The sequence below is a fragment of the Bdellovibrio sp. BCCA genome, from assembly GCF_037996825.1.
Taxonomy (GTDB): Bacteria; Bdellovibrionota; Bdellovibrionia; order Bdellovibrionales; family Bdellovibrionaceae; genus Bdellovibrio.
In genome coordinates, this window is sequence record NZ_JBBNAC010000001.1 from 3648954 (window position 1) to 3661784 (window position 12831).

Below are 12831 nucleotides of genomic sequence, written 5' to 3' on the forward strand. Positions count from 1 at the left end.
AGAATCGACACTTTTTACGTTCACTGAAAGGAACTGATTTATGATTAATTGGGATGAGTTTGAACATATACATGTGATCAACAAGCTCAAACAAATTCTCAGCGCGTGGTGGAACATTGACGTTGTCTTCACGGACGAGCGTGGAATGTTGAAAGGATATGATTCTGATAAAATCACATTCAACAACCCAGCTATCAACGCTCTTGTTAAAAAAGAAGCGGGACAAGCAAGCATTGCCGAGCTTGTAACTAAATCACTTGATGATCTTCGCACTTCACAAAATCGTTTCAGCCTTCGCAAATGGGACATGGTGGGTTTTGACGTTGGTGTCTTCCCTATCATGATCGAAAATGACTGCGTAGGAACTGTTGTTGCTATGGGCTTCTTCCGTGAAGCGAACTTCACAGCTCGCATGAGCGAAATCCGTGAGCGCTTAGCCGCTTTCGGTATGTCCGGCGAAGTGATTGAAAAATGTTTGGGCAAATTGAAATTCTTGGACGATCAAGAACGCGCGCACTTCAATGAGCTTTGCGAACTTGTGGCTCAAGAGATCGTGACTCTTCACTTGGAAATCTCTTCTCGTGAAGACCGCATCAAAGAATTGAACAAAGAACTTGGCAATCGTTTCAAGTACGACAACATGATTGGTAAATCTAAACCAATGCAATCGTTGTACGCTCTTCTTGATAAAATCAAAGGTGCGGATTCAACAGTTCTTGTCCAAGGGGAAAACGGTACAGGTAAAGAGTTGATTGCAAAATCAATCCACTACAACTCCAACCGTAAAGACAAACCTTTCGTTATCCAAAACTGTTCTGCATTCAATGACAACCTTTTGGAATCAGAACTTTTTGGTCACGTGAAAGGATCGTTCACAGGCGCCTTGAAAGACAAAAAAGGTCTTTTCGAGATGGCTGACAAAGGAACTTTCTTCCTCGATGAGATCGGGGATACGTCTCCACAAATGCAAGTCAAACTTCTTCGCGTATTGCAAGAAGGTACGTTCATGCCAGTCGGTGCGACAGAGTCTAGAAAAGTAGACGTGCGTATCGTAGCGGCGACAAACCGCAACCTCAAAGAGATGGTTGAGCAAGGTACGTTCCGTGAAGACTTGTACTACCGTTTGAACGTTATCAATATCCGTGTTCCGCCTCTTCGTGAGCGTAAAGAAGATATTCCATTCCTAGTGGATTTCTTCTTAAATAAAATCCACGATCAACAAGGTGGACCAAAACGCCAAATCACAAAACGTGCTTTGGAAAAGTTGTACGACTATCCATGGCCAGGTAACGTTCGTGAATTGCAAAATGAAATCGAAAGACTTTGTGTTCTTTCCGGCGACGAAACAAAATTGATGGCAGAACTTCTTTCTCCAAAAGTTTTGGAAGCAGGCGAAAAGAACAAAGTTCAAGGTTCTCGTTTGCAAGGTAAGTTGAAAGACGCGTTGGAAGATCTTGAGCGCGAAATGATCCGCGAAGGTCTGCGCCGCACAGGTTGGAACAAATCCAAACTTGCCAAAGAGCTTGGTATCAGCCGCGCGGGTCTTATCATGAAAGTTGAAAAATACGGTCTTGATAAGCGTAAGCTTGCTAGATAACAGCCAAATATAAAAACAAAACCAGAAAGCACGAGTCGAAAGATTCGTGCTTTTTTATTGTCCTCGGTGACCACGATTTTAGTGATGGTCAAAAAAATTCTTCTCTCCTACAATAAGAATCTTCAAGGAGTTCGTTCTATGAAGGTTCAAATTCAACGCAGTATCAATATTGAAAAGCCACAACAGACCGTCTTCAATATCATTGCCGATCTTAAGCAATGGAATACTTGGTCCCCGTGGATGCAAAGTGAACCTACCGCCAAAACTCAATCTTCGGGAATTTCAGGGCAAGTAGGACAAACACAATCTTGGGAAGGCGAGGTCATCGGCTCAGGTCGCATGACGATTGTTGATCTTCAGAAAAATCAGTTGATGAAAATGAATTTGGAATTCTTCACGCCGTGGAAAAGTTTTGCTGAAGCGATCTTTGACGTAAAAGAAGTTTCGCCTCAACAATGCAAAGTCACTTGGACGATGAATTCAAATCTTCCGTGGTTCATGTTCGCTTTTAAAAACATGATGGCAGCCTACATCGGCAATGATTTTGAGCGCGGCCTAAAAATGTTGAAAGAATATGCTGAAACCGGTTCTGTGGTTTCTCGCTCTATCTATCAAGGAGAAAAAGAACTCCCTGGCTTTCAAGTTATCGGCAGAAAAACGACCAGTAAGATTTCGGATTTAGGAACGACGATTCGTGCTGATTTCGAGGACTTGAATAAGCGCCTTCAAAGTGGCGAGCTTACTCCTCCTGATGGCATCGTGACTTTAAGTCACAAGCACGACATTCCTCACGGCACTTCGACTTTTACGGCGGGATATCTTTATAAATCGAATCAGCATCCAAAGATTCCTAAAGACTTTGAAGTCACACAAGTTCCAAATCACAAAGCACTTGTCGTTGATTACTATGGTCCTTATCGCAACATCGGAAATCCATGGTCCATGATCGTGAGTTATCAGCGCGGTAAGAAAAAGAAAGTCGCAAAGAGCATCCCTATGTATGAACTTTATAAAACGATGCCTGATGGGCGGCCTGAAAAAGATATTCACACGCAAATCACTTTACCTATTAAATAGTGGGTGCCCTTTTGGGCTCCCCACCCTAAAGAAATTACCGATGTGATCGAAATTTAGCGGTTTTTTACGGGGTCCAGAAGAGATCATTTTTTAAACACGCAACACGCTTAACCTCCCTAAATCACATGACAATCCCTAGGGCGACAAATCTTGGCACTACTCTTGTATTAAGAGTCTGTGTGTTAAGGGGATACGTGGTTTATGCAGAACTCAACATTGGATAGCTCATTCGTAAATCGACTGAAGCAAATTCTCGCCAGCCGCTATGGGAAGGGTTTACAGATTCGTCAATTGATGGATCTGGCAGAGCTTGGAACTTCAGAAGATGCTTTCACGCGGGGGCGTGATCTTCACATTCCGATCCGCGTGAACGGATCTATTTTGGGAACTGCTGTTGTGCCTTCTGCTGATGATCTCAATGCAGAAAAACGCCAAGGGGTGACTCAACTTGTGCGCATGGTTTTAGAGCCAGCGATGTACAAATGGTATTTGGATCAAAAAGAAGCCAACCTGGTCGAACTCAACCGTGCTCAATTGAACTTAGATAATGTTCGTTTGTTCGGTGAAGAGCCTCTTCCATCTATTGATGATATTTTGAACGACAATCTTGAGGTCCTCAACGAAAGTCCAGAGACCGAATTGATTTCTCATCTAATTCATCTTGAAGGACGCTCTGAAAACACCAACAAAAAAGTGGCTTTGCAACTTCACGAGTTGACCGGTCGTTGGGCTTTCGTCCCGTTTAACGATATTAAAGGCCAATTGCACTCAGCCCAAGACATCGCAAAAATGGGCGCAATGACCATCTTCGTAGAGAATGTTGAAAATCTAAATCCTGCGGAGCAAGAGCTTCTAATGGATTACATTGCAGAAGAACGCTCTACAGACGAACCTCTTTTGATTACAAGCTCTTTGAAGAATCTTGATGAACTAGGTAAGTCGACTTTGAATTCAAATTTAGTCGACGAACTTTCTGTGAATTGTTTTGAGGTCGATCGTGCTCCTTTAACGACGCAAGGTCTTAAAGAAGTATTGGAGTTGTTCTTTATGAAAGACTCACCCATCGACGCTTAAATGTTTAATCCTTGAAAATAACATGAGTGTCTGTGAGAATTTTTCTTATGGTCACTCATGATGAATTTTTAAATCCATTTCTTACTCGCTCATTAAACTCCAACGCTTACAAAGTTTTTTCTTTGGCCGGAGACGCTTCCAACCGTCGCTACTATCGCGTCGTTTTGGATCATCAATCTTGGGTTTTGATGCGCTGGGAACCATTCCAACCTGAAAATTATCCGTTTCTAAGCGTTCTGAATCACTTTGCTAAGAACGGTGTTCATGTGCCGCAAGTGATTGCGATGTCTCCAGAAGAGGGCTTGGTTTTACTTGAGGATCTTGGCGACCTCACTTTAGAAAGAAAATTCTGGGAAAGCCAAAATCAAGAAGCGGCCACTGAGTTCTATCAAATGGCCGTTGATGAAATCGTTAAAATTCATCATCCGGCGACTTTGGATCAATCTGACTGCACTGCTTTTAAGATTAAATTTGATACTGAAAAATTCATGTGGGAAATGAACTACGGAAAAGACAATTTGCTTTCCGGAATTTTGAAGTTTCAATTTAGCGATGCTTTAAACAAAGAAATGGCCAATATCTTTTTGGATATTTGCTCTCGCTTGGACAAAGAACCGAAACGCATTGCTCACCGTGATTATCACTCTCGCAATTTGATGATCAAACTGGATCAGATGAGCGTGATTGATTTCCAGGATGCGCGTTTGGGACCGATTCAGTACGATCTTGTCAGTCTTATGCGCGACTCTTATGTCGACATGAACGATGCAATGGCAAAAAACCTGATCAATTACTATTTGGAAAAATCTAAGCAGTATTTGCCTAAAGATTTCTCTCGCGAACACTTTGACCGTGTTTATGAACTGCAGTCTATCCAACGCTGTTTTAAAGCTTGCGGAAGTTTTGCCAGCTTTTATCATCTCCGTGAAGACCGTCGTTATTTAAAATATCTTTCAGGAACTCTTCGTCGAGTGATGAAGGCAATCAACGAATTCCCAGAGTATAAAACTTTTGCGGATGTCTTGATTGATTCAGGTGCTCTTGAAAGAAAGTACGAATCTTTATGAATGTAATGCTTCTGGCGGCAGGCGAAGGCACACGTCTTCGCCCTTACACTGAGATTCTTCCTAAGCCGGCCATTCCTTTTTTAACAGTGCCCCTTGCAGCTCATTCGTTAAGTGTCTTACGTGGTAACACGATTAATAAACTTGTCGTTAACACTTATCACCTTCCCAAAAAAATCCACGAACTTTTCCACACACTTCCTCACAAAGCACAAAGTCTGCATTTCTCTGATGAAGTGGGACAAATTTTAGGAAGTGGTGGTGGACTGGGAAATGCTCGCAAACATTTTATCGGTGGCGGCGATTTCGTCATGATGAATGCGGATGAAGTGATTCTTCCTAAAGATCCTCAAGTTTTAAAAAAGGCTTTTGAACACCACAAGCGAACGGGGGCCTTGGCGACAATCTTAGTTATGGATGATCCTCGCGTGGGAACACAGTTTGGCGGAGTTTGGGCTGATCCGCAGAATAAAGTTCTTGGTTTTGGAAAATCCTCGATTCCCGGTGCACAAAAGGGTTGGCACTTTGTGGGTGTGCAAATTCTTTCTGAAAAAGTTTTTGATTATATTCCGCTCAGTGGTGAGTCAAATATTTTATATGACGCTTTAGTAGCTGGAATTAAAAACGGAGATCTCGTTCAGGCTTTTCCTTTTGAATGCAGTTGGTTTGAAACAGGAAATCCAAGGGACTTTCTTGAGGCTTCTGAGAAATGCTCTCAGTATCTTGTAAACCCTCAAGCCTCTTTTCAGAAAGAAGCCTTGCAAGCAACGCTCAAAGACTTTGCTCCTGAATCCGTTGAAGCAAGAAAGCAGGCTTCTGCGCACCTTGTGATTTCTAAAAGTTCACAGATTGATAATTCTGCACAAGTAGAAGGTTTGCTTGTATGTGGAAAGGGAAGTGTTATCGGCGCAAATGCACGTTTAAAGAACGTGATTGTCGGCGCCGGTGTTGCGATTCCCGCAAACACCGAAGCCTCAGATAAAATGTTTTTGTAGAAGAGAGGAAAAAGGTACCTGGTACCTTTTCCTTATTTTTGTAGAGCTAGCTCTGCATCAGTGTAGAAAGACTCTTGGCTTTCTTTCACTTTATATCGACGAGTCATCATTAAGAAGATACTGTCAGCAGCGACACCGATAGGCTCACCATTGTAGTTCTTCTGCATACCCGCAAGACTTGAAGGATCACGATCAATACCAATTGGAGCAACCGCAGGGCCACCCGCTGCCACTCCTGCTCCTGATTCATCAGAAGAACCGACGCCAGCTCCAGCGCCGCCGCCACCGCCGCCTTCTTCGTAACCACTAGCTGCCGTAAGCGCGCCCAATTTCATTTTTTCTGCTTTTGCTGCAGCTCTTTTTTGAATCTCTTCATAAGTAGCTACCGCACCTGCAATAGCGCCACTTGAAAATCCTGCCGCTGCCATAGCTCCTTCAGAAGCGAAGTCTGATGGTTTATAGGATTTTCCGTCGGGAGTTGTGATCTTCCCTAACTTCGCATCAAGAATTCCGGCGTCTTGAAGTTTTTTGATATTCGAACCCATGGCTTTTACACTCGGGTCTTTATTAATAGGATTGTTCGGATCGTTGATGCCTGATCCGTAGTCGTAAGGACTGTCACCGTAACCATTCGATTGATAACCTGTTAAACCTGCAGCTCCGGCTGTTTTTCCGTGCTGACCACTTTGCAGCATCGAAAGAATTCCTAAACCCGCAAGCATTGCTGCCGTCCCGTATTGCTGAGCTGCTGCAGCTGCCGCAGACATTGCAAACATCATCGCACCTGCCATCGCTTGTTGGCCGGCGGCTCCTTTATTTGCGCTCGCAGTTTGATCGGCACCTTGTTTTACGGAAGCACCATTTTGTGAAGAACCACTTGTTTCAACACCTTTAGATGAATTCCCCGTTGTCGTTGTCGTGCCTGCAGCGAATAACACTGAAGGCTGTAAGGCCATTAGCAAAGCGACAGTGTATTTGATAATCGACTTCGTCATAACTTCGCCCCTTAATTATTCAACAAAGTGTTTTTGTTATCACGGTAGCGCTCTTTCACTTTTTCCCAGTTCGACTTGCCACCTTGTCCAGTGACTTCTTTCGTCCACGCTTGTTGACCCGCAGCTTTGTTCGGGTCTTTTGCTCCGCCAGGAAGATATGCGCGGTATTTTTCACTGCTGCTACCGCCACCATAAGCGCCCCAAGAACCGCCGCCGCCACCGCCGCCAGTTCCACCTAGGATATTTGTATCAAGACCTTTTTTACCTGCAGATTCTTCACCGCGACCGCCAGCTCCGCCACCGGAACCGCCGCCACTGCCACCAAGGCCCGCACCGCCGCCTGTTGGAGCACCAATACCACCACCATCAGCACTGCTAGGATTTCTTTCGCCCAACTGCATGCCGCCATCGCCACCACCTAGATTAGGTGTGCCCGCTGAAGCAACGACATTGGATTTATCCGTAGCACCTGTTGCCACCTGACTACCCGCTGAGTTTTCGCCAACACCTGCAAGTCCTGTCGAGCAACCCGCAGTTCTTGGATTTTTAAAACAGATACATTGTGGTGACTGAGGATTTTTACAAAGACATTCTTCCGTCTGTGCTTTGGCAGGATCCGAACACACGTCTGCCACTTGAGGAGTCGTGCTACCATTGGATTCCTCTTCACACTTTTTACCTTGATTGATCGAGTTCAAAAGTGAAGCAATACCCGCGAGACCTGAAGTTAGAAGCTGGGCATATTTTTCCGTGCACAGTTTCGCTTTACCAGCCATGCTTTCTTCTTGTCCGGGAACCAATTCTTTGGCCGCTGCTGAATCTAGAGATCCTAAAGCAGCATTGTATGCCTTAGCCGCTCCAGGGCACGCAGTATCGTTAGGGTCCGGACAAGTCGCTAGTCCTGACTTTGCCTTTTGCATTTTTTCAAGGCCCTTCCTTGCACCAACACAAGAAAGACCACAACCTGCTTTCATAGTTCCACAAGCCGCTGTATAAGCAGTCATTGCCGCCTTAGCAATATCCATTGCATTTGCAAAACCACTACATTGATCTTTTACTGCTGCCCCACCTAATGTAGACAAGATTGTATTAAGAGTCGTGATACCCGTTAAAATGTTAGGACTTAAATGTTCCAAACATGCATTAGCTGCCCCAGCGTGTCTCGAAACACAGCTTTCTTTCGTCGGTTTGTATTCAGCGTACTCTTTGGTAATTACTTCAAATGTCGGCGTTACCATAGTTGCCGACATTCCTTTAGCTTGTTTCAATGAGTTAATCGCATTGTCCATAGGAGCATCATCAAGCTTCTTTCCAGAGCTATCGTTGCCGGTAGGACCACCCTTAGAAGTGTCAAGGCCTGCTGGCGCGCCACCGCCTGGATCACTCGCGATGTTTGCGTCTTTCGGCGCATTGACTACTTCCCCACCTTTACCATCTTTATCTTGGGCAAAGACATGAATTGGAGATAAGGAAAAAGAAATGACTGTCAACGCAAGCGTGAGTTGTTTAGAAATGACCCTAATCATAAAGATTCCCCTATGTCTCACTTTTCGGACAAAAGTCGACGGGTCTTGAATAATATTTTTGCGTCTCGAAATGAGACGCTCTAGAAGGAATAAATTAGAATTCGTTGTCAGGAGGAGGCGGATTGAGAAGAGTTCCGTTCACACCATCACCACCGATGTTGCGAATTTCTGATCTTAGGTAATCCGAAGAAATTAGTTTTACAGAATAGCCAACAGAGCCGCCCATAACACAATTTCCCGATGTCGGGACTTCAACATCCGTATTAGGATTTCCTGAATTCGCGCCTTTTGGATAAGTTTTGCATTTCCCGAATTTGTTCGTATCCAAACTATAATCCATCAAACTTTGCGGAGCCCATCCCGTTAAAGCGTGCTCCCATTGTTTAGAGATATAAGTCAGTTTCGATTCAATATCGACAAAGTTGCGAAGATGACCACTGTTCTTCACGACAGTGTATTGATCTTTCACGCTAAATTCATCATAGTTCACGCCGCCGACTTTACCGCCGCCCTTGTGAGTGCCAAGATCTCCCAAAAATTCTCTCGAACCTAAAGCTGGAGGACCTTGAGTGTAATAACCTGCGCCGGGTCCTTTCAGGAACCCGTCTTTGATGCGCTTATAGTAAGTTTGATAAAAGTTTGGTTGGATTGAGTAATAAGCAAAATCAAACGCGTCAGGCAAAACGGCGCTCATTTCTAAATCGCGCATTCCCGATGGAGTATTCTTTCCGGAATCCCACGCCATAATATCTTGTGTGTCATCCTTGCGATAAAAGTTAAATGGCAAGTGTCTCCAGTGTTCAAAGTTAGGAGCTGAGTCGCCGTAATAAACGCCGTTAGGATCTGGAATAGGAGGATTGTAATTGTTTGAGCCTTGCCACAAAGGATCGAGCTTATAAACTGCTTGTCCATATTGGAATAAAGCACGTCTACTTTTCAACCCCCACTGATCGCCAATAAAACGACTGTAGTTTGCTGCGCGAGATGGATCGGCCGGATCTCCGATATTTCCGACATCAATAACTCTCGGTGGGATATTAGGATCCAGCTGACTTGATCTTGCCAACTGATCCGAACCTTTGCTCGGAACTTGTTTTGATCGCCAAGTTCTACCAACCCATGGACCAATTCGTCCCCCGAAGGGTTTATAAAATGCTCGCGCTTTTAGCGTCACAGCTCCAAATGGAGAAAATGGAATATTCGGCTGCGTTGTAGCGGACACTCCGACATAAGCCATACAATAAGGATTTTTTTCGACACCAACTGAGAAATTATAAGGACTTTCTAATGGTGGTGCAGCAACACGAATAAACTCGGCAATCTCATCGATCTCTGAGGCGAAAATAGTATTTTTATAGTGCGTCGGCTTATTGTCTTTTTGCAGCATCATCTTTTTCGGACGAATCGTATTAGAAGCGCCTTCGCAGACAGTATCTACATAGACAAAACCCGGAGCAATTTTTATCGGAACCAACCACTTCGGTGGAGCACCGGACTGAACACCAGATTTATTGCAGTTTGGATTTCCAAGAGAATTATAAATTTCGAAAGTTTCATTCTTCTTCATGGAATCAAGATTCGCGGAAGTCAGATTGTTGAAGAGCGTCTTTTTGATTCCTTCACGGACACTTTGACCATCAATATCATAAAAGTCAGCTTTAGGGTCATCGGGGCTCATTGCTCTTGCGAGATAGTTGATGAACTCCATACGGCTGGCTTGGTCAATATTATAGCCAACTACAAAGCTACCTAAAATTTTATAATTGAACGAGCCAAAGTCTCTGCAACGCTCAAAGGCTTTACTTCGCATTTGTTCAGACAATGTTCGAACAGATCTACTCACGTTAGGTAAGTCGATGAAAACAGGAGGCGGAGTGAAAATTTTAATTCCGCTGAGGTTCTTCAGTGATTTACAAGTATTCTCTTCGGGCGGCATTGGCTTGAAAGGGATATACGTGATGCAGAATGCAGGGGCATTATAAAAATCTTCCGCCGACATATTGATGCCGTCCTCATCACTTCCCTTGAGGCCTCTTGTCACTTTATCAAATGGATGTTCCTCGAAATCCCCGGCACTCCCCAACATGCGGTAACGCCACGTTAACAACTTCCAGCTTTGACGGATTTGATAATTGGTATGAGCAATGACGTTCATGCCTTCAGCTTGTTTCATCGCTCCGTAGTAAGCGGCAAGATCCACCGAGTTTTGCAGATTGATTTTGTGATGCACGAGCAAACCGACATTGATAACCATCGCAAAAAATAAAAACAAAATTTGGAAAATCAAAGCGATGAAAAGAGCGACTTGCCCTTTGCGGTTGTTAAGATTCTGCGTAAATGTGCTTCGTTTGTTTAACATCTGTGTTTAAACATTCTCTCGTAGGATTGCTCTTGAGGCAACAACTCGACCTCTAAAACTTTGACTTGTTCTATAGTGAGATGACAGACTTTTGGACATAGTTCTACGAAGGGAACTCGACGATGGTCCGATTCATGCTCGCCTTGCTTATCAGTTTTTCCGTATTGAGAGCTTCAAACGCTCAGGCGGATATTTTGTTTGAGGGATATTCGAAAATTCTCTCTGGAGAGCAACACATTGGTTACGTCATCAGCCGTTATGAATTTGACGCTAAGAAAAAACAATTCATCTCTACTTATTTCCTGAAAACCGGAAAGGGCCCCACTGAAGTCACTGAGAGCTTGAAGGCTTACGCTGACGCCGAACTAGGTCCCATTTCATATGAGTACACGACACTCGCGGGCAAAGAGAGCAAAACGATTGATGCGAAATTCAAAGCTGGAAATCTCAGTGCCGTCGTCAAACATAACGGCAAAATTCAACGAATCGAAAAGAAAGTTCCTAAAGGCACATTCCTTTCTACTTTCCTTGTGTATTTGATGTTGAAAAGTAAAGAAGGCCTAAAATCGGAAACAAACTACGAATATCAAGCCATCGCCGAAGAAGATGCTGCCATCTATAAAGGCCAAGCTCTGGTCGGAAAAGAAGAAACTTTCAACGGGTTTAAAGCTTTTAAAATTCTTAACACCTTCAAAGACATTAAATTTCTAAGCTACGTCAATGAACGCGGTGAAGTTCTTGGCACAAATGCCATGGGCCAAGGTATCACGACAGAACTTGTAGGCACACCTTCTGAGGCGACAGCGGGACTTCCTTATAGCCCCACTCTTTTGAAAACACTTTTTGGTTCTGTTCCTGAGGGACAAGCCAACGTCGTTGTCAGATCAGCCAAACTAAAAGAGGCTGAATCAAAAGCACCCGCACCATCCAAGCAGATGGGAGTGCCCCAAGGACAAGGAATTATTCTTAAAGCTCAACCTGAGAAAGCGGATAGTAAAGGACATTAAGCATGAGCATGAATCACATCATTGGTCAGCATTTCTTCATTGGCGTTTCTGGACACGCTCTGACTGCTGACGAAAAGAAATTCATCGTAGATAACAATATTGGCGGTGTTTGCCTTTTTGGACGAAATGTCGCTGACCCAAAACAAGTTCACGATCTGTGCGCGGAAATTCAATCTCTTCGTCACAAACAAGCTGACAAAGCTCCTCTTTTTATCGGGATTGATATGGAAGGTGGACGTGTTCATCGCTTGAAACCTCCTTTCACTGTGTGGCCTCCGCTTCGCAAGCTCGGAGATCTCGATGCACCGACGGTTTCTTTCCATTTTGCGAATCGAATGGGACAAGAATTAAAAGCTGTTGGCATTAATTTGGATTTTGCTCCCTGCGTGGACGTGTTTACAAATCCCGCAAACACGGTGATCGGAGATCGTTCGATCAGTTCCGATCCAGAGATGGTCGCGAAACATGCTTCTGCGTTGGTGCGCGGTTATATCAAATCAGACATCATCACATGTGCAAAACACTTCCCTGGTCATGGCAACACCATCATTGATAGCCACGAAGATCTTCCAGTTGAAAACGTCGATATGGCTCGTCTTGAATCTTGTGAGTTGATTCCATTCAAAAAAACATTCAAGGCTCGTGTCGACATGGTCATGACTTCGCATATTAAATTCCCGAAGATCGATCCCGAGTGGCCTGTAACTTTGTCTGAAACTTTCATACAAAAAATTATCCGTGATGAGTGCCGCTACCGTGGTTTGATCATCACTGATGACCTAGGAATGAAAGCGATGACAAAACATTATGGAATTGAAGAGGTTCCAGTGCGCGCATTGAAAGCCGGCGTTGATTTGCTTTTGTATTGCAATGACCCTGAGGTTCCACCTCAGGCTTTCGAAGCCGTTCTTGAAGCGACAGCACAAGGTTCTTTGCAAAAAACAGATTTAGAAGCGAGTTACCGTCGCATCATGGATCTTAAAAAAGCAAAGATCACTCAACCCGATCCACTTCCCATGTCTGAAGTCGTCAACATTGTGGGACATCCTGACCATTTAAAAATCGCCTCTGCGATCGCCAACGGCCAAATCCCCGACGGCCTTCTTCCAGAGTAAAAAAAGGCCTGGTATATACCAG

General features: G+C 44.2%; 10 protein-coding genes. 7 read left to right on the forward strand and 3 right to left on the reverse strand.

Annotation, left to right across the window (positions count from 1 at the left end; all coding sequences use genetic code 11):
• The first annotated feature begins 40 nt into the window (after positions 1–40).
• The 5 genes from AAAA78_RS17720 to AAAA78_RS17740 all read left to right on the forward strand — a co-directional run bounded on the left by AAAA78_RS17720 (position 41) and on the right by AAAA78_RS17740 (position 5807).
• Positions 41–1597: a sigma-54 interaction domain-containing protein gene (locus AAAA78_RS17720; protein ID WP_295902487.1), complete on the forward strand. Its 1557-nt coding sequence runs from the start codon at positions 41–43 to the stop codon at positions 1595–1597.
• Positions 1598–1735: 138 nt separating this feature from the next.
• A complete protein-coding gene (locus AAAA78_RS17725; RefSeq protein ID WP_340593467.1) occupies positions 1736–2674 on the forward strand; it encodes an SRPBCC family protein in 939 nt (312 codons plus the stop codon).
• 201 nt (positions 2675–2875) lie between these two features.
• Positions 2876–3748, forward strand: coding sequence for a hypothetical protein (locus AAAA78_RS17730; RefSeq protein ID WP_340593468.1), 873 nt, complete (start codon positions 2876–2878; stop codon positions 3746–3748).
• A 32-nt stretch (positions 3749–3780) separates the two neighbouring features.
• Positions 3781–4815: an aminoglycoside phosphotransferase family protein gene (locus tag AAAA78_RS17735; RefSeq protein WP_340593469.1), complete on the forward strand. Its 1035-nt coding sequence runs from the start codon at positions 3781–3783 to the stop codon at positions 4813–4815.
• Positions 4812–5807 (forward strand): sugar phosphate nucleotidyltransferase, encoded by a 996-nt coding sequence (locus AAAA78_RS17740; RefSeq protein ID WP_340593470.1) that lies wholly within the window; start codon positions 4812–4814, stop codon positions 5805–5807. The genes AAAA78_RS17735 and AAAA78_RS17740 overlap by 4 nt, the downstream gene beginning before the upstream one ends.
• Before the next feature lie 32 nt (positions 5808–5839).
• Here AAAA78_RS17740 and AAAA78_RS17745 read toward each other — a convergent pair whose 3' ends face one another.
• The 3 genes from AAAA78_RS17745 to AAAA78_RS17755 all read right to left on the reverse strand — a co-directional run bounded on the left by AAAA78_RS17745 (position 5840) and on the right by AAAA78_RS17755 (position 10687).
• Positions 5840–6802, reverse strand: a complete 963-nt coding sequence (locus AAAA78_RS17745; RefSeq protein WP_340593471.1) for a hypothetical protein — start codon at positions 6800–6802, stop codon at positions 5840–5842.
• A gap of 11 nt (positions 6803–6813) precedes the next feature.
• Positions 6814–8328, reverse strand: coding sequence for a hypothetical protein (locus AAAA78_RS17750; RefSeq protein ID WP_340593472.1), 1515 nt, complete (start codon positions 8326–8328; stop codon positions 6814–6816).
• 94 nt (positions 8329–8422) lie between these two features.
• The gene (locus tag AAAA78_RS17755) at positions 8423–10687 is read right to left on the reverse strand and encodes a Tad domain-containing protein (RefSeq protein WP_340593473.1); all 2265 of its coding nucleotides are present in this window, start codon (positions 10685–10687) and stop codon (positions 8423–8425) included.
• 134 nt (positions 10688–10821) lie between these two features.
• Here AAAA78_RS17755 and AAAA78_RS17760 point away from each other — a divergent pair, with 134 nt between their 5' ends.
• A complete protein-coding gene (locus AAAA78_RS17760) occupies positions 10822–11694 on the forward strand; it encodes a hypothetical protein (RefSeq protein WP_340593474.1) in 873 nt (290 codons plus the stop codon).
• A 2-nt stretch (positions 11695–11696) separates the two neighbouring features.
• A complete protein-coding gene (gene nagZ, locus AAAA78_RS17765) occupies positions 11697–12809 on the forward strand; it encodes a beta-N-acetylhexosaminidase (protein WP_340593475.1) in 1113 nt (370 codons plus the stop codon).
• Positions 12810–12831: the final 22 nt, after the last annotated feature.

Coding starts and splice junctions, on each gene's coding strand:
- AAAA78_RS17720 (WP_295902487.1), top strand. CDS start 41: ATGATTAATTGGGATGAGTTTGAACATATACATGTGATCAACAAGCTC.
- AAAA78_RS17725 (WP_340593467.1), top strand. CDS start 1,736: ATGAAGGTTCAAATTCAACGCAGTATCAATATTGAAAAGCCACAACAG.
- AAAA78_RS17730 (WP_340593468.1), top strand. CDS start 2,876: ATGCAGAACTCAACATTGGATAGCTCATTCGTAAATCGACTGAAGCAA.
- AAAA78_RS17740 (WP_340593470.1), top strand. CDS start 4,812: ATGAATGTAATGCTTCTGGCGGCAGGCGAAGGCACACGTCTTCGCCCT.
- AAAA78_RS17745 (WP_340593471.1), bottom strand. CDS start 6,802: ATGACGAAGTCGATTATCAAATACACTGTCGCTTTGCTAATGGCCTTA.
- AAAA78_RS17750 (WP_340593472.1), bottom strand. CDS start 8,328: ATGATTAGGGTCATTTCTAAACAACTCACGCTTGCGTTGACAGTCATT.
- AAAA78_RS17755 (WP_340593473.1), bottom strand. CDS start 10,687: ATGTTAAACAAACGAAGCACATTTACGCAGAATCTTAACAACCGCAAA.
- AAAA78_RS17760 (WP_340593474.1), top strand. CDS start 10,822: ATGCTCGCCTTGCTTATCAGTTTTTCCGTATTGAGAGCTTCAAACGCT.
- nagZ (WP_340593475.1), top strand. CDS start 11,697: ATGAGCATGAATCACATCATTGGTCAGCATTTCTTCATTGGCGTTTCT.